Origin of the sequence: Antricoccus suffuscus (assembly GCF_003003235.1) — a bacterium.
In the GTDB taxonomy this organism is placed as follows: domain Bacteria; phylum Actinomycetota; class Actinomycetes; order Mycobacteriales; family Antricoccaceae; genus Antricoccus; species Antricoccus suffuscus.
On the sequence record NZ_PVUE01000010.1, the window covers coordinates 77,761 to 94,046 of the forward strand.

15 protein-coding genes are annotated in these 16,286 nt (G+C 63.7%); 6 read left to right on the forward strand and 9 right to left on the reverse strand.

From position 1 onward, the window contains the following. Nucleotides 1-8: 8 nt before the first annotated feature. Nucleotides 9-1,922 carry an asparagine synthase (glutamine-hydrolyzing) gene (gene asnB, locus CLV47_RS12760; protein WP_106349429.1) on the reverse strand — a complete coding sequence of 638 codons (1,914 nt, stop codon included), beginning with the start codon at nt 1,920-1,922 and terminating at the stop codon, nt 9-11. Nucleotides 1,923-1,973: 51 nt separating this feature from the next. Next, the gene (locus tag CLV47_RS12765) at nt 1,974-3,011 is read right to left on the reverse strand and encodes a nucleoside hydrolase (protein ID WP_202862560.1); all 1,038 of its coding nucleotides are present in this window, start codon (nt 3,009-3,011) and stop codon (nt 1,974-1,976) included. Between the two features lie 215 nt (nt 3,012-3,226). Between CLV47_RS12765 and ctaC the strand changes: the two genes are divergently transcribed. Together ctaC and CLV47_RS12775 are read left to right on the forward strand one after the other, a co-directional pair. After that, a complete protein-coding gene (gene ctaC, locus CLV47_RS12770; RefSeq protein ID WP_238145432.1) occupies nt 3,227-4,117 on the forward strand; it encodes an aa3-type cytochrome oxidase subunit II in 891 nt (296 codons plus the stop codon). A gap of 17 nt (nt 4,118-4,134) precedes the next feature. Continuing rightward, nucleotides 4,135-4,542 (forward strand): cytochrome c oxidase subunit 4, encoded by a 408-nt coding sequence (locus tag CLV47_RS12775; protein ID WP_106349431.1) that lies wholly within the window; start codon nt 4,135-4,137, stop codon nt 4,540-4,542. An 88-nt stretch (nt 4,543-4,630) separates the two neighbouring features. On the opposite strand, the gene CLV47_RS12780 is transcribed toward CLV47_RS12775, so the two are convergent. From CLV47_RS12780 to ctaE, 5 genes are all read right to left on the reverse strand, one after another. Continuing rightward, the gene (locus CLV47_RS12780; protein WP_146135378.1) at nt 4,631-5,431 is read right to left on the reverse strand and encodes a DsbA family oxidoreductase; all 801 of its coding nucleotides are present in this window, start codon (nt 5,429-5,431) and stop codon (nt 4,631-4,633) included. 82 nt (nt 5,432-5,513) lie between these two features. Further along, nucleotides 5,514-7,145, reverse strand: coding sequence for a cytochrome bc1 complex cytochrome b subunit (gene qcrB, locus CLV47_RS12785; protein ID WP_106349433.1), 1,632 nt, complete (start codon nt 7,143-7,145; stop codon nt 5,514-5,516). Continuing rightward, the gene (qcrA, locus tag CLV47_RS12790; protein ID WP_106349434.1) at nt 7,142-8,332 is read right to left on the reverse strand and encodes a cytochrome bc1 complex Rieske iron-sulfur subunit; all 1,191 of its coding nucleotides are present in this window, start codon (nt 8,330-8,332) and stop codon (nt 7,142-7,144) included. Before qcrA ends, qcrB begins: the two co-directional genes overlap by 4 nt. Next, nucleotides 8,329-9,165, reverse strand: coding sequence for a cytochrome bc1 complex diheme cytochrome c subunit (gene qcrC, locus CLV47_RS12795; protein ID WP_106349435.1), 837 nt, complete (start codon nt 9,163-9,165; stop codon nt 8,329-8,331). The genes qcrA and qcrC overlap by 4 nt, the downstream gene beginning before the upstream one ends. Nucleotides 9,166-9,233: 68 nt before the next feature. Continuing rightward, on the reverse strand, nt 9,234-9,848 hold the full coding sequence (gene ctaE, locus CLV47_RS12800; protein WP_337589572.1) for an aa3-type cytochrome oxidase subunit III: 615 nt from the start codon (nt 9,846-9,848) through the stop codon (nt 9,234-9,236). Nucleotides 9,849-9,947: 99 nt separating this feature from the next. On the opposite strand from ctaE, the gene CLV47_RS12805 reads away from it, so the two are divergent. From CLV47_RS12805 to trpD, 3 genes are read left to right on the forward strand one after another with little or no spacing between them, the layout of a single operon-like run. Beyond that, entirely contained in the window at nt 9,948-10,916 is a 969-nt protein-coding gene (locus tag CLV47_RS12805; protein ID WP_106349437.1) for a cytochrome c oxidase assembly protein, read from the forward strand. A 44-nt stretch (nt 10,917-10,960) separates the two neighbouring features. Then, a complete protein-coding gene (locus CLV47_RS22335; RefSeq protein ID WP_202862561.1) occupies nt 10,961-11,386 on the forward strand; it encodes a hypothetical protein in 426 nt (141 codons plus the stop codon). Further along, nucleotides 11,383-12,438: an anthranilate phosphoribosyltransferase gene (trpD, locus tag CLV47_RS12810; RefSeq protein WP_202862562.1), complete on the forward strand. Its 1,056-nt coding sequence runs from the start codon at nt 11,383-11,385 to the stop codon at nt 12,436-12,438. The genes CLV47_RS22335 and trpD overlap by 4 nt, the downstream gene beginning before the upstream one ends. 12 nt (nt 12,439-12,450) lie before the next feature. Here the strand turns inward: trpD and CLV47_RS12815 are convergent, their stop codons facing one another. Both CLV47_RS12815 and CLV47_RS12820 read right to left on the reverse strand, forming a co-directional pair. Further along, nucleotides 12,451-12,729, reverse strand: a complete 279-nt coding sequence (locus tag CLV47_RS12815; RefSeq protein WP_106349438.1) for an Lrp/AsnC family transcriptional regulator — start codon at nt 12,727-12,729, stop codon at nt 12,451-12,453. A 34-nt stretch (nt 12,730-12,763) separates the two neighbouring features. Beyond that, the gene (locus tag CLV47_RS12820) at nt 12,764-14,617 is read right to left on the reverse strand and encodes a DEDD exonuclease domain-containing protein (protein WP_238145433.1); all 1,854 of its coding nucleotides are present in this window, start codon (nt 14,615-14,617) and stop codon (nt 12,764-12,766) included. Between the two features lie 91 nt (nt 14,618-14,708). Here CLV47_RS12820 and CLV47_RS12825 point away from each other — a divergent pair, with 91 nt between their 5' ends. Continuing rightward, complete coding sequence (locus CLV47_RS12825) at nt 14,709-16,274, forward strand: M15 family metallopeptidase (protein WP_106349440.1); 1,566 nt, start codon at nt 14,709-14,711, stop codon at nt 16,272-16,274. Nucleotides 16,275-16,286 lie beyond the last annotated feature (12 nt).

Below are 16,286 nucleotides of genomic sequence, written 5' to 3' on the forward strand. Positions count from 1 at the left end.
AAGTAGGGCTACAGGCGGACGGGGTAATGCGTCTGCGGGATTTCGGGGCTGATCCGTCGCTCGATGAAAATTCCATGCCAGATCAGGAATACAAGTACCGTCCAGATCTTTCGCGACAGGTCCAGCGGGCCAGCACGGTGCGCCTCGAGCATCCGGCTGATAGCCGGCAGATCGATCAGGTCGCCCGCGCCGGAATCAGCGATGACTCCGCGAGCCCAGTCGTACAGCTCATCCTTGAGCCAATGCCGGGTCGGCACGGGGAAGCCGAGCTTGCGGCGGTTGAAGATATGTGGCGGCACGATCTGCTTCAAACCTTGCCGCAGCGCGTATTTTGTCGTGGCCTTGGTGACTCGCTCGGACACCGGGAGGGTGGCGGCCAGCCGGTAGACTTCTTTATCGAGGAATGGCACCCGCAGCTCGAGAGAGTTGGCCATGGTCACCTTGTCGGCCTTGACCAGGATATCTCCGCGCAGCCAGGTGAACAGGTCGATGTACTGCATCTTGGTGACATCGTCGTACTGCGCGCACCGGCTGTAGAGGTCGCGGGTGACGTCCATGATCGTGGCGTTGGGGTCTCGGACCTTGAGGAAGTCAAGCTCGTCATCGCGGAACAGCCGGGCGTTGCCGTAGTAGCGCTCCTGGATCGGGATCGACCCTCGGCGCAGTAGATCCTTGCCGCGCATCCCGTCCGGTAGCTTCTTCGACACGGAGCCCAGAAGCGCCTTAACGCTGCCCGGGACATGCTCAAATGCCTTGAGGGACAGTGGTTCGCGGTAGATGTTGTAGCCGCCGAACAACTCGTCGGCGCCCTCACCGGACAGCACGACCTTGACGTGCTTGCGCGCCTCGCGGGCGATGAACCACAGCGGGACGAGAGCCGGATCGGCGACCGGGTCGTCGAGGTACCAGATGATCAGCGGCACGGCCCCCGCGAACTCCTCGGGCGTGACGAGCTTAGTGATGTGTTCGACCCCGATCGCCTCGGCAGACTCGGCGGCCACGTCGATCTCGGAGAAACCGTCGCGTTCGAAGCCGACGGTAAACGTCAGCAGGCCCGGGTTATAGCGCTTGGCGAGCGCCGCGATTGCGGTGGAGTCGATGCCGCCGGACAGGAACGAGCCGACCGTCACGTCGGCGCGCATATGCATCCGGACCGAGTCGTCGAGGGTGTCAGCGATGCGTTTGTAGAGGTCGGCTCGGGCGGTCTCGGACCTGACCGGAGCGATCGGGAAGGTCGGGTTGAAGTATCGCCGCGTGCTCACCTTGCCGTCCTGCACTGCGAACGACATACCGGACTCGAGCCGGCGTACGGTCTGCTGCATCGAGGCCGGCTCCGGCACATACTGCAAGGTGAGGTAGTCCTGCAGCGCCCGAGTATCGACCGGCAGCGGTTCGCCGCCGCCTTCGAGCAGCGCTAGCAGGCACTTTTTCTCGCTGCCGAAGTACGTCGTACCGTCGACCGTCGCGATATAAAGGGGCTTGATCCCGAAGTAGTCGCGCGCGCCGAACAACCGCTTGTCGCGCGAGTCCCAGATCACGAACGCGAACATGCCGCGCAGCTTGTCGACACAGTCGTCGCCGTAGTACTTGTACGCCGCGACGATCGCCTCGGTGTCGCCGTCGGTGTGAAACGTGGCGCCGAACTTCTCGGCCAGCTCGGTACGCAGCTCAAGGTAGTTGTAGATCTCGCCGTTGAACACAATCCGGTAGCGTCCGTCGTCGTACGACAGCGGCTGGGAAGAACCTTCGATGTCGATGATCGCGAGCCTGGCGAAACCGAACACCACGTCGTCGTCGTACCAGATTTGAGTGTCGTCCGGGCCGCGGTGATGCATCAGCGGCAGCGCGGCCTCCAACGCGTCGGCTCGCCGAGCACCGTCCGCCGAGCTATCAGTGCATATCGATCCCAGCAGGCCGCACACACGGTTCCCTTCGATTGGAGCAGAGTCGTTACAGCGTAACGACTCGCGCGCCTACAACCGGTGTTCGGTCATCGTGGCGGTCACTTGTGCGAACGCGTCACTCATCACATCCCAGAAGGCGTCGGTGTCGAGCTCCGTGGCGACCAGCGAGTTGGCCGTGCGCCCGGTCGTCGCATCTGGATCATCCTTCGCGGCGACGCCGAAGTCGACGACGCTCATGCCCGACGTGTAGGCGCCCGCGGTCTCGATGTTGGTCCGCGCGCGCCGAGTGCGAAACAAATCGGGCCGTAAGCAGTAGGCGACGGCGCAGGCGTCGTGGACCGCAGGGCCTAGGTGCTGCTCGCCGAGCCCGTTGTCGAAGTAGTTGGCGATCGACGGTATGAGCAGATTGTCCGACAGCGGCCCGTAGGCCCGCCACCGATCAAGTACGTCGCGGTCGATGCGTGCCTGCAGCGTGAGGTCAAGCCCGATCAGCACCGGCGACCAGCCCGCGCCGAAGACGACCGCCGCCGCCTCGGGATCAGCGAAGAAGTTGAACTCTGCGGCCGGCGTGATATTGCCCCGCGTGTAGGACCCGCCCATGATGACGAACTCGCGGGCCCACTCGACGATGCGCGGCTCCTTGCGGACCGCCAGCGCGACGTTGGTCATCGGCCCGATCGCGATCAACGTGATCTCACCCGGCGCTGCGGCGAGCTGCTCGATGATGAAGTCAGGACCGAACCCCGGCGTGAGGGAGCGGGTGTGCTCGGGTACGGGTGCTCCGCCTAGTCCATCCGAGCCGTGGACATGTTCGGCGAACACGCTTGGCCGGGTGAGGGGGAGTGCCGAGCCCGCAACGACAGGTGTCTCCGGGCTGCCGAAGAACTCGGTGAGTCTGAGGGCGTTGGCCGTCGTGCGCGACAAGGGGACATTGCCCGCGACGGTCGTCACGCCGACCAGCTCCGCGGACGGCGTACCGAGCACCAGGGCGAGCGCCATCGCATCGTCGATGCCTGGATCGCAGTCGAGCAGGATCCGGGCACGTACGCCGGTCGGTGAACGATCGTCGGTGCTTGGACCGGCCTCGGTACTGGTGTGATGCTTCACGTGGGGTTCCCTTCAGATCGCGACGCGCCGGTCTCGAACACCGACCCGAAGCGCTCATCCTAGGTGCGTTCCATTACGCTAGCGACGTACATCTGGATCCGTAAGACTTCGGTGATTCGGTGTGCGATCGAGTCGCGACATTTTCAAGGTCGCAGGTTGGTAGAATCGATCGCTCACCGACCCCCTCGGTCGACGCGCGTATGGGAGGACTTCACGTGCTACGCAAGCGATCGCTGCGTTCCTGGCGAATCGCCGGACTGGCAGTGTTTGGCACGCTGATGCTCGCCGGCTGTGACCGGGCAAGGGTAGAAGACGCCTTGCGGTTCGGCTGGCCGGTAGGTATCACCGATCAGGCTGAAAAAATGCGCGTCCTCTGGTCGTGGACTGTCGTCGCGGCGTTGATCGTCGGCATCCTGATGTGGGGGCTGATGTTCTGGACCATCACGTTCCACCGCAAGAAGTCCGAAGAGCTTCCGCGCCAGACGGCCTACAACCTGCCGATCGAACTTGCTTACACGGCGGCGCCGTTCGTGCTGATCGCGGTGCTGTTCTACTACGTCGTGGTCACTCAGAACTTCGTACTCGACAAGAAAAACCCAGACCATAAGGTCGATGTCACCGCCTTTAAGTGGAACTGGAAGTTCGACTACGAGGACACCACTGACTCCAAAACCGATAACCCGGTGAGCACCATCGGCTCGACCGAAGAGATTCCGGTCCTGGTGTTGCCGGCCGGTTCGAAGATCCTGTTCACGGTCCACTCCAACGACGTCGTGCACTCTTTCTGGGTCCCCGAGTTCCTGTACAAGCTCGACGTATTCCCCGATGCGCCCGTGCACCCCGGCGCGAACCAGTTCATGGTCACCATCAAAAAGGGCACCGAGGGCGCGTACGTCGGCCGCTGTGCGGAGTTGTGCGGCACCTACCACGCCCAGATGAACTTCGAGGTCCGCGTCGTGTCGCCAGACAAGTACGACCAGTACCTCAAAGCGCGTGAGGCCGGGATGATCAACTCTGATGCGCTCAAGAGCATCGGTGAGGCGCCGCTAGCGACGTCCACGCATCCGTTTAATCCATCTCGCACCGTTGACACGGCGCTGAAGTAAAGGGATCGGTAGACGCCATGAAGTTTGAATCAATTCTGTTCACCGGCTGCGCCGTGTTCTTTGCCATCGTCGCAATCGTGTATGCGATTTTCTCCGACGGTGAAGCGGTCGGAATCGCGGCGCTGTTCCTGTCCGGCGGGTTGTGCCTGATTATCGGTGGCTACTTCACGTTTATCGCCCGTCGCATCGACTTGCGCCCTGAGGACCGGTCCGATGGTGAGATTCACGAGGGCGCCGGCGAGCTGGGCTTCTTCAGCCCGGGCAGCTACTGGCCGTTCGGTATCGCGCTGTCGGCGATGATGACCGGGTTCGGCCTGGCATTCTGGTTCCCCTGGCTGATCGGCGTGGGAATCATCGCGATTATCGTTTCCGCAGGGGGCCTGCTGTTCGAGTACTACACCGGACAGAACGCCAACGCACACTAGACCGCCTCACACACGCAGCCTCTTCGCAGACAAAGAACCGCCCGACTCGATCTCGAGTCGGGCGGTTCTTTCGTCTTTGAGCGGGCGATCAGCCGCAGCCGCAGCCGCCACCGCAGCATCCGCCGCCACCAGAGGGCTGTACGTCGCCTAGATTGAGTGCGACCTGTCGCATTACCGTGACGAGCGTGTCGGCCTCCTGCGCGCCGCTGACGCCCCACCTGCCCGCGAAGACATAAGTGGGCACCGAGCTGACGCCCGCCTGTCGTGCCTCGTCCTCGAGCTGACGCACAACGTCCTCGTTGGCACCGCCATCGAGGTACGCCGGCACGTCGAGCATGAGACCGGCAGCCTTGGCCAGCTCGGTCAGCACGTCGGTGTCGCTGATGTCCTGGCCGCGGCACAGATGCGCGTCCATGAGCGCGTCGACGAGGGCCGCCTGTACGTCGGGGCCCTGCTTGCCGGCCGCGAACAGCAGGCGATGCGCGCGCATCGTGTTGACCGCGATAGCGCCGTCGAAGTCGTACTCGAGGTCCTCGGTCGCCGCGATCTGGCAGATGTGTGTCATCGCCGCCGCCGCCTTCTCTGCGCCCCCGAACTTCACCTCAAGAGTGGGCATCAGGTCGCGCGGCTCGTCCGGCGCGTCGGGGTCGAGCTGGAACGGTAGATAGGAAACCTCGACGGTCCCGCCCTCGTCTTCGAACTGGCGAATCGCGTCGTCGAGACGGCGCTTGCCGATATAGCACCACGGGCAGACGAGATCGACGTACACGTGCACCTGCACGATCGGCAGCTCGGTCAGTGGCACGGTGGAGGCGGGCAGTTCCATGGCGTCGTCTGCGGCGCGTGGAGACTGGATTGCGGAGTTCTGGGTATCTGGGGTAGCAGTCACCGCACCAGCCTACGTCAACAACGGACACGACGAAAAATGCCCGGCAACTTTCGGTGCCGGGCATTTTTCTTAGTCTAGCTAGTTACTCGCGTGACGAGACTGGCTCGCGGTTGTCCGCGTCCGCTGACTCACGTGGGCCGCGGCCAAGCTGAGGCAGGTCCGGTGGCGACTCGATCGGTCCGAAGAAGCCACGGATCGCGCGTCCGGCGCCGCCCACCTTGTTCATCTTCTTGGGCACCGCCGCGCCGCCGTACTTCAGGGCGCCATGGCCGTGCTCATCGGGTTCGCCAAGCGGCTGATGGATCTCGATGTATTCGCCGTGTGGCAGCCGCATGAGAACGCCGGTCTCGATTCCGTGATCGAGTACCTCCCGGTCGTGTTGCTGCAGTCCTAGACAAATGCGATAGGTGATCCAGTAGGCGATCGGCGGTGCGATCAGTAGCCCGACCCGGCCGATCCACGTCATCGCGTTGAGCGAGATGTCGAACTTCTCGGCAATGATGTCGTTGCCACCGGAGATCACCAGCACGATGTAGAAGGCGAGCGACATGGCACCAAGCGCGGTCCGCACCGGCACGTCACGCGGACGTTGCAGGAGGTTGTGCATCGCGCGGTCCTTGGTCAGTCGCGCCTCGATCCACGGGTAGGCAAACATGCCGATGAAGATCGGGCCGAGCAGCACGACGGCATAGAACGGCCCTGGAATCGTGAAGCCCCATAGTCGGGTCTCCCACGACGGGAACAATCGGGCGATACCGTCACCGAAACCGGCGTACCAGTCCGGCTGCGAACCGGAAGACACCTGCGAGGCGTTATAGGGCCCGTATAGCCAGAACGGGTTGATTTGCACCAGGCCGCCGAGCCCCGCGATCACGCCGAAGGTCAGCATGTTAAGCGATGCGCCCTTGGCCGCGAAGATGGGGTAGAAGCGGTGCCCGATGACATTGTCCTCGGTGCGCCCCGCGCCCGGCCACTGCGTGTGCTTCTGCTTGAAGACCAGCAATAAGTGCACGCCGACCAGGGCGAGGATGATGCCGGGAAGTAGCAGCACGTGGATGATGTAGAACCGACCGATAATCAAGTCGCCCGGGAACTCCCCGCCGAAGAGCAGGTAGTGCAGCCAGGTGCCGATCACCGGGATCGACAAGATGATGCCGCTGACGATGCGCAGCCCGGTACCGGACAGCAGGTCGTCGGGCAGCGAGTAGCCCATGAAGCCTTCGCCGATGCCCAGCAACAACAGCAGGCATCCGATGAGCCAGTTGGTCTCGCGCGGCTTGCGGAATGCGCCGGTGAAGAAGATGCGCATCATGTGCACGACGATGGCTGCCATGAACAGCAAGGCCGCCCAGTGGTGCATCTGCCTGATGATCAGGCCACCGCGTACGTCGAAACTGATGTTGAGCGACGACTCGTACGCCGCAGACATCGGCACGCCCTGCAACGGCACGTAAGAGCCGTGATAGACGACCTCCTTCATCGAGGCGTCGAAGAAGAACGTCAGATAAGTGCCGGTGAGCAGCAGCATGATCAGCGAGTAGAGCGCGATCTCGCCGAGCATGAACGACCAGTGGTCCGGGAACACCTTGTTGAGCAGACGACGCGTGGGACGCGCCATCGTCATCCGATCATCGATGCCCGCGGCAGCCTTGCCCAAAGCGGTGTTCGGAGGTCGCGATCCGGTTTCGCTGCTTGGATTCGCGGTGGTTGTCATGGCCTACGCTCCCGATCCCAAAATGCCGGTCCCACTGCTTCCCGGTAGTCGTGCCGTGCGACGAAGTAGCCGTCGGCGTCCAGCTTGATAGGAAGGCTGGCAAGTGACCGCGTAGCCGGGCCGAAGATCGGCTTGGCATCGCGGGTGACATCAAACTGACTCTGGTGGCACGGGCACAGGATGCGGCCGGTCTGCTGCTCGTATAGCGAGACGGGGCATCCAAGGTGCGAGCAGATTTTGCTGTACGCGACGTACTCGTTCCACCGGTAGTCTTCCTGGCCCGGACGGGCCTGGAACTTATCGGCCTGGTCCTGGTGCATGCGGATCAACATCGTCGCCGAGTCGGCGATCGTGTTGGGCGTCATGGAACCTTCAATGCCGGGGAATACCGTCTCCAGCGCGCCAGGCTCCATGTCGCTTGGCCGGATAGGCGTGCCGTTGAGGCGAACGAGCCGCATGTTCTTGCGCCACGCGGTGTAGTAGAGGGCATTGTCCTTGTAGGGGTTCTTGATCATGCCGCCGATGACCGGAACCAACAGGACCAACCCGAACAGGCCGCCGGCACCCATGAGCGATCGACGAATCATCGTGCGGCGGCCGATGCCGATGCTTTCGACGCCCTGCTGCAGCGTCGCGGCCGTTGCCAGCCGCTCGATCTCGGGAGAGGCACCTTCGTGGCGGGCTTGGATTGAGACCTCATGAGGCATGAGGTCGCGTGACCACAGCACTAGGCCGGCGCCGATCAACAGCAGCGAACCACCGAGGGTGAAGCCCAACAGCGGCGTATAGAACGACGCCAGGGTGAACTCGCCCGGTTTGGTATCGGTGAACTTCCACGGGAACCAGATATAGAGCACGAGGAACGCGAGGACCAGGAGTGCCGCCAGCGAGAAGCACATTGCCACGCGACGTTCGGCGCCCTTCTCCGCGCGCGATCCTGGTTTCAGCCGGTATTCGCGGGAGACGACCTCGACGCCGTCGATCTTGCTGCCGACGTCGACGAGTTCGTCCTGACTCATCGCCTGCAGACGCTCGTCGGAGATTTCTGGCAACTGGTCGGCGTCGAGCCTCTCGCGTGCGACGTCCGATACCGGATCGCCGTTCGAGGCATGACTCGGTTGGTGACCTGCGGTCGCCGGATCCGCCGGAGGTTCGGTCGGGTTATCGGGTTGATTGAATCCACTCATGACTTACCTGCAATCCACACCGTGCAAATCAGCATGAAGCTGATGCCACCCAGCCAAATGACGAGGCCTTCGGGTACCGGGCCGGTGCGGCCGATGCTGGCGCCACCGGGGTCGGTCGTCTTCTGAAGGGACTCGACATACGCGATGATGTTGACCTTTTGCTCGTCGGTCAACTGGTTAGGGCTGAAGACCGGCATGTTTTGCGGTCCGGTCAGCATCGCGCTGTAAATGTCGACAGGCGTGGCGTGCTTCAGGCTTGGCGCGAACTTGCCGGAGGACAACGCGCCACCTTGACCGACGAAGTTGTGGCACGACGCGCAGTTGAGACGGAACAGCTCGCCACCTTCGGCGAGATTGGCGTTCTTGATCGATTCCTTGCTGACCTCGGGGATTGCCGGTCCGCCGTACTGACCGATGTATGCCGCGAGGGCGAGCGTGTCGTCGTGACCGAACTTCGCCGGCTTACGGATCGTCTGCGCTTCTTGACGAGTCATCGGCATGCGGCCGGTCGAGACCTGGAAGTAGACGGCTGCGGCACCGACACCGAGTAGCGACGGACCGCGATCCTTCACGCCTTCAAGGTTGGCGCCGTGGCAGGTAATGCAGGTCTTGTCGTAGATGCCCTGACCGGTCTTCATCATTTCAGCCTGGCTCGCCGACGCATTGGTTTCGGCGTTGGACGGTGTGGCGTACGAATACATGCCGCCGACGACCGCCAGAGCACCGAGCAGCGCCGCAGCGCGACGTACTTTGCTCTTACGTCCGGTGCGCCGCTTGTTGGCTGAGCTCGCAGCAGAAGGGGGCGCCGACTGCGTGTCGGCCGTGTCGGTCATGGTCGAAACACCCTGCCTGTCTCCGGTCTGTTTGTCGTTACTCGAATTGTGCGTGGTTGCCATGACGTCTACGCGCTCCCCAGAGTGAGGATGTAGATGACGGTGAACAACCCGATCCACACCACGTCGACGAAATGCCAGTAGTAGGAGACGACGATCGCTGAAGTAGCCTGCGCGGGCGTAAAGCGGCCCATCGTCGAGCGAATGAGGATGAAGATGAAGGCAATCAGGCCGCCGATGACGTGCAGCCCGTGGAACCCGGTGGTCAAGAAGAACACGGACCCGAAGGACGAGGACGAAATCGTCGTGCCGTCAGCTACGAGGGTGCGGAACTCGTTGGCCTGTCCGAGGACGAAGACCAAGCCCATCACAAACGAGATCGCATACCAGCGGCGTAACCCGAATACGTCACCTCGTTCGGCCGCGAATACGCCTAGCTGGCACGTCACCGAAGATGCGACCAGAATGATCGTAAAGACCAATGCATAGGGAAATTCCAAATGCGATGGCGGGGGCGGCCAGGGTTCTCCGTGGACCGCTTTCGCGGTGAAGTACATCGCGAATAGGCCCGCGAAGAACATCAACTCACTGGAGAGCCACACGATGGTGCCCACGCTGACCATGTTTGGACGCGAGAGCGAGTGCACCTTTTCGGACTCGAAGGCTGGGGTCACTGTCGTCACGGGCGTTATTATGTCCTCTCCAGTTGCCAGTAACACCACCGGGGTAGGGCGTTTCGCCAGTTTCTTTTGTCCTACCCTGCGGGAGTGTTGGTGACTACGATGGCAACCTCGATTCCAGCCCTCGCAGTGGGCGTTGATCCCGCGAGCCTACCGCCGTTCACTGCCATTCGGATACTCAACGAATGGACCGTTGAACCCTTCCTGCTGACAATGCTCGTCGTATCCGCGGCGCTCTACCTATGGGGAGTTCAGCGACTGCGCGCCAACGGCGTGCACTGGAAGACCAGCCGCACCGTGTCGTTCCTCCTCGGTGGCGTCGGCACGATCGCGTTTGTGACTATGTCGGGGATCGGGGCGTACGACGAGACCCTCTTTAGCGTGCACATGGTGCAGCACATGGTGTTGAGCATGGTCTCGCCGATCTTCCTCGCGCTCGGCGCTCCGGTCACTCTGGCATTGCGCGCACTGCCGAGCGCCGGCCGGTCCCGGCTGAACGCCGTACTGCACAGCCACATAGCGCGCTTCTTCTGTCACCCGCTCGTCGGTTTTCTGCTGTTCGTCGGTACGCCGTTCCTGCTGTATCTGACCGAGTGGTACCCGCTGTCTCTGCGCTACATCTGGCTGCACGAGTTTCTGCATGTGCACTTCTTGCTCATCGGATGCGTCTTCTTCTGGCCGCTCGTCGGAGTGGACCCCGTACCCGGCCGAGTATCGCACCCGATGCGGATGCTGATCCTGGTCGCGACGATGCCGCTGCACGCCGTGCTCGGGCTGACTATCATGCAGTCGCGCGACCTCATCGCCGGTAGCTGGTACGGCGTCGTACACCCGGTGTGGAGCAACCCGATGTCCGAGCAGCAGATAGCCGGTGGATTGCTGTGGGCATCCGGTGACCTCGTGGGGCTTCTCATGGTCGTGACGGCGATGTACCAGTGGATGCGAGCGAGCGAGCGGGAGGCTGCGCGGGAGGATCGGCGACTCGATCGACTAGATGCGTCCAACCGCCGCGGGGAGGCGCGCAGGCTCGATAGCCGAGGTCCGAAGTCTGCCGCCGGCCCGGCCGAGTAACCTCAACCAGCAGTCCCGTCGTACGAAACCGTGGAGATCCCTACATGAGCAGTGCACCTCGCGACCTCGTTCACAACGTCGTGTTGTACAGCCCTCGTCCCGAGCGCCGCACCGCCGTGCGCAGCGCTGTTGGCCGCCGCCCGGCCGCCGACCTCGGGCGCATCAACTGGCTCGAGTGCGCGACGTACGACGAGGTGATCGCCCAGGTCGACAACGGGGACGTTGCGGTCGCGGTCCTCGACGGCGAAGCGCAGCCGGTCGGTGGCATGGGGTTGTCACGACAGATGAAGTACGAACTCGACAACTGCCCTTCGGTTGTGGTTGTCATCGCTCGCCGCGACGACCGCTGGCTGGCGACCTGGTCGCTGGCCGACGCCACCATCAGCTATCCCGTCGACCCGATCGTGGCGGGGGAGACGATCGCCGAACAGCTGCGCAATCGCGTCGCAGGTATTCCCGTACTGCGGTGACCACGCCGCAAGGTGCGCCGCACACGTGGCCCGGTGTCCTCGGTGCGCTCCTTAGCGAGGGTCGGCTGGACGAAGACGGCGCCGCATGGGCAATGGGTGAGATCATGTCCGGCGAGGCGACGTCCGCTCAGATCGCCGGATTCGCGGTCGCAATGCGTTCGGCCGGTGAAGCGGTCGACGCCGTAGCGGGGTTGGCGCGAACCATGCTGGCCAAGGCCGCGCCGGCCGAACTCGATGTGCAATGCGTTGACATTGTCGGCACTGGCGGCGATCAGGCGCATACCGTCAACATCTCGACCATGGCTGGAATCCTCGTGGCCGCTGCCGGCGTCCCCGTTGCGAAGCACGGCAACCGCGCCGCGTCCTCGAAGTGTGGCGCGGCGGACCTGCTCGAAGAGTTCGGCGTCAAACTAGCCCTCGATGGTGCGGGGGTTGCCCGCTGTGTAAGGGAAGTGGGAATCGGTTTCTACTTCGCACCGCAGTTTCACTCCGGATTTCGCTTCACCGGTCCGGCGCGCAAAGAGCTTGGGATCCCAACGGTCTTCAACTTCCTTGGCCCGCTGTCTAACCCGGCCGCACCGTCGGCGCTAGCGGTCGGCTGCGCGGACGCGACGATGGCGCCGATCCTGGCCGAAGTGCTGGCGCGGAGAGGTTCATCGGCATTGGTGTTTCGCGGCGACGACGGTCTTGATGAGCTCACCACCACCACCACGTCGCAGGTGTGGGTCGCCACCGGAAACCAGGTGCGACGGACCGTCGTCGATCCGGCCCGGCTAGGGATTGGCGCCGCTACGCCAGAAGACCTACGCGGCGGCGATCCAGCACACAATGCCGGCGTCGCGCACGAACTGTTCGCCGGACGTCGAGGCCCTGTCCGCGACGCGGTCCTGCTCAACGCGGCCGCGGCGATTGCGGCGTACGACGGACTGGCCGCAACGGCTGGCGACCTCGACGATGCACTCAGCGCAGGCATCGCGCGGGCCGCCAAGGCAATTGACAGTGGCGCGGCCGCCGAACTGCTGACCAACTGGGTCCGAGTCAGCAACGGCTAAGCGCACATCGCGCTATTCGAGGCCGACGCTGAAGGTCGCCTCGAGGTCGTGCTTCGAAAACGCGCGGAATGCAACATGTGTGTCGGTGTCGATGACACCGTCGACCTTGTTGAGCCGGTTGGAGATGGTCTCGGCGATATCGTTGAACTCGCGCACCCGCACGATGGCAATGAGATCCACGCCGCCGGCGACGGAGTAGACCTCGCTCACACCGTCGATGTCGGCAATGGCCTGCGCGGTCTCGGGTATCCGGTCCGTCGCGGCGGTGATCATGACGATGGCGGTTAACAAGGTAACTCCTCGTGGCGAGATGGTACGTCGACGCTCACGGTACGACATACTTTCTGCGCACACCGAGTGGGCGGTCTTGCGGGCGGTCGAGCGGCCGCGGAGTGCGCGGATGCGCGAACGGGTCGCGCGCGCGACGGCCCGTCTGGATGCTGCGATCGATCTTGCGCATCCACGGAGTCCAGCTCGCCGCGGCCGGGACGGGGCAGGAGTATTCGCCGTCGAGCTCGACGAGCCGTACCGCCGGCGCATCCAGCCAGCTGCTGATCAGCTCGGTCTCCTCATAGTGAGCTTCGGGAAGGTCGACCGAGTCGGCATCGTCTGACGCGTGGGATTCTTCGGAGCCGGCAAGCGAGGTGAGCAGGGCCCGTACCGGTACGCCGCGTGCGGCGTGCGCGGCAAGCACGAGGCGGCCGTGCCGGATGACCGCGAGCTCCCAGCCGCCATTGCCATCTGGTGCTGCGGCAACCAGCCGGGCCAGTCGGTTGACCCGACGAAGTTGCTGAGTGCGAATCAGTGACCGAATGAGGGCGACGGCTCGGTCCCGGACCGACTGAGCTTCCTCGTAACGCTGAGCGGCGGATAACGCGTCGATCCGCGCCAGCATCGGTTGCACCAGCGCGCCGACATCCGACCGGATGGCCCGACGCAGCGGCGCGATCGTCGCGGCGTAAGTCTGCGGGCTGATTCGGCCATCGCACGGCGCGCTGCACTTGCCGAGCTCGGCAAGCGCGCACGCATTGATGGGCGCGCTCTGGCGCAGCTTGTGTGTGCACCTCCGGATCGGCAGCGTGTCGTAGATGGCGTTGATCGTGTCCTCGGCGGCGCGGCGTGAGCTAAACGGTCCCAGGTAGTCGCAGCCGTCGTCTTTCATCGTGCGCACCACAGACAACCGCGGAAACAATTCGGCGGTGACCTTGACCCATACGGCGCGATCTGGTGTCTTGGACCGCCGGTTGTAACGCGGCCGCAGCGCGGCGATGAGACGACGTTCGCGGACGCCCGCTTCGAGGTCATGCGAACAGGAAACGGTGTCCACGGCGGTCGCCAAGGCCACCATTTCGCGCATCCTCGCGCGCGGTTCACTGGCAGTGAAGTAGTCGCGCACGCGTCGTCGAATGTTTTTACTTTTGCCTACATATAAGGGATTTCCCTGGGAATCACGGAAGATGTAGACGCCAGGGGACTCGGGCAAGTTGGCTGCCAGAGTGCGTTTCTCGCGTTGTGCCGGCGTCACCTCGCGCGACATGGTGAGCAACTCGTCGAGCGATTGAACGCCCATCGGCCCGAGCCGTTCGAACAGCCCGTGCAGCACCGCGACCGTGGCGCGGGCGTCGTCGAGTGCCCGGTGGTTGGGCGTGGTCGGTGAGCCGAAGAACGGCGCGAGCGTGGCGAGCTTGCAGTTGGCGACTTCGTCCCGGCTGATCGTGCGGCGGGCGGTGATGACGGTATCGACGGTGCGGTGTTTGGGCCACGAATAGCCAAGGTCCTTTGCTGCCTGTTTGAGGAAGCCGACATCGAACGGCGCGTTGTGCGCGACGAGAACCGTGCCGCCTTCCAGACCAGCGAACTCGAGGAACGACGGCAACGCGGCCGCGATTGTGGGCGCACCGATGATCATGGACTCGGTGATCCCGGTGAGCACTTGGATGTAGGGCGGGATCCCGGTCTGCGGGTCGACCAGTGTCTGAAACTCGCCGAGCACTTCTCCGCCGCGTACCTTTACCGCACCGATCTCGGTGATCCGGTCGTCCTTGGCAGACCCGCCGGTCGTCTCGAGGTCGACAACCACGAAGGTGACTTCGCGCAGCGGCTCACCAAGCTCGTCGAATGCGAGCTGCTGCGCGCGCGGTTGCCGCCGGGGCTCGTGGGACTGCTGTTGCTGTGGCACATTGCCGACCATAAGTCGGCCCACCGACATTTCCGTTGAACGTCGCCGTACATAATGGCCAGCGGGCGAATTGACGGAGGACCTGGCGGCGATGTGGCAAGGATCAACGCGGCGGTTCGTCCTCGCGTGCGTCAGCATCTTGCTGGGGATAACGTTCCTGACGCCACCGGCGGCGTACGCGGATCCCACTCCGAGCGCGACCGGTGACTTGCAGGGTCTCGCCGAATCGATCCAGCAGAAGTTGGTCGACGCGCAGGCGGCCGTCGTTGCGGCCCAGAGCGACCTGAAAGTCGAACAGGAGCGTGCCGATAGTTCTGCCGCGCGAGCCGAGGTTGCCGCGCAGGAGTACTCGGCGCAACAGGCCGAGGTCGGCAAGCAGGCGGCGGCCATCTATAAGTCCGGATATGCACTGAACTCGACGATCGAGATGCTGTCGGCGACGAGCGTCGAGGTGAAGATCGATCGGTTACAGACGATCCAGCAGATCAACCTGTACTACGGCAAAGCGGTCGCCGCGGCATCGGCCGCCGCAGTGAAGGCGGCCCAGGCGAAAGCCGAGTCCGATAGCGCGCTCGCAGAGGTGCAGGTCGCTACCGCCAAAGTCCAGTCGGCCGCGGATTTGGTCGCTTCGGAGGCATTTGCCAGTGGATCGACCCTCAGTCAAAGCCTGGGAGGGGTCGACGCGCAATACAAGGCCCAGCTCGCCGCGCAGCAGAAGGTCAACGAAAACACCGCGACGGCCTGGGCAGAGCACCTCACGCAGCTGAGCGCCGCCGAGGCCGCCGCGCCCGCTGTTGCGTCGGTGACCAACGCGATCCGGGCGCTCGGAGCGCCGTACGCCGCCAACGCGACCGGCCCCGCCTCCTACGACTGTCGCGGGTTCGTCACCTCGATGTACTCTGCCGTCGGCGTCGCCCTGCCGCCGGATATCCCCACCCAGTTCGCGGTGACCGCCCCGATTGGTGCGCCCGACATCCAGCCGGGCGACTTGGTGTTTATCGGTAACGCAGATGCGGGCCTGCACACGGTCGGCATCGTGTTTGACGCCACGTCGTACATCACCGCTGACGGCCCGTCCCGTGCGGTCGCGGTGCGCGAGATCCAGACTGACCCCAACGGGGATTATGCGATGGGGTTCGGCCGGCCCACGCTCCCCAATCGCGCGCCCGTGCCGGCACCGTCGGGAACCGGGCTTGGGTTTCCGATGAAGTGCGGCAACATCGTCTATCCCGCCTCGTACAACGGATCCAAGGCTTGGGGCAACTATCCGAACGGCCTGATTCCGCCCTCCGCGCTCTGCTCGATTGGTGTCGGTGCACACCAGCTGCGCTGTGACGCGGCGCAGGCCTTCAAGCTCATGTCTGCGGCATACTCGGCGGTTTTCGGTACGCCGATCTGCGTGACCGACTCGTATCGCTCGTTCCAGGCGCAGGCGACGCTGTACGCGCAAAAACCCGGTATATCGGCGATTCCGGGCACCAGCAATCACGGCTGGGCGCTGGCAATCGACGCTTGCGGAGGGATCCAGGGATTCGGTACCGCGCAGTACAGCTGGATGATCGCAAATGCAGGCAAGTTCGGCTGGTTGCACCCGACGTGGGCCGACCCCGGCAACGGACGCGAGGAACCGTGGCATTGGGAGTACGCCGGAGGCTAGGACCTTAGACAT

Excerpts from the sequence above, each read along its gene's own strand:
- CLV47_RS12775 (WP_106349431.1), top strand. The coding sequence starts at position 4,135 with ATGAAGTTTGAATCAATTCTGTTCACCGGCTGCGCCGTGTTCTTTGCC.
- qcrA (WP_106349434.1), bottom strand. The coding sequence starts at position 8,332 with ATGAGTGGATTCAATCAACCCGATAACCCGACCGAACCTCCGGCGGAT.
- qcrC (WP_106349435.1), bottom strand. The coding sequence starts at position 9,165 with ATGACCGACACGGCCGACACGCAGTCGGCGCCCCCTTCTGCTGCGAGC.
- CLV47_RS12805 (WP_106349437.1), top strand. The coding sequence starts at position 9,948 with ATGGCAACCTCGATTCCAGCCCTCGCAGTGGGCGTTGATCCCGCGAGC.
- qcrB (WP_106349433.1), bottom strand. The coding sequence starts at position 7,145 with ATGACAACCACCGCGAATCCAAGCAGCGAAACCGGATCGCGACCTCCG.
- CLV47_RS12825 (WP_106349440.1), top strand. The coding sequence starts at position 14,709 with ATGTGGCAAGGATCAACGCGGCGGTTCGTCCTCGCGTGCGTCAGCATC.
- CLV47_RS22335 (WP_202862561.1), top strand. The coding sequence starts at position 10,961 with ATGAGCAGTGCACCTCGCGACCTCGTTCACAACGTCGTGTTGTACAGC.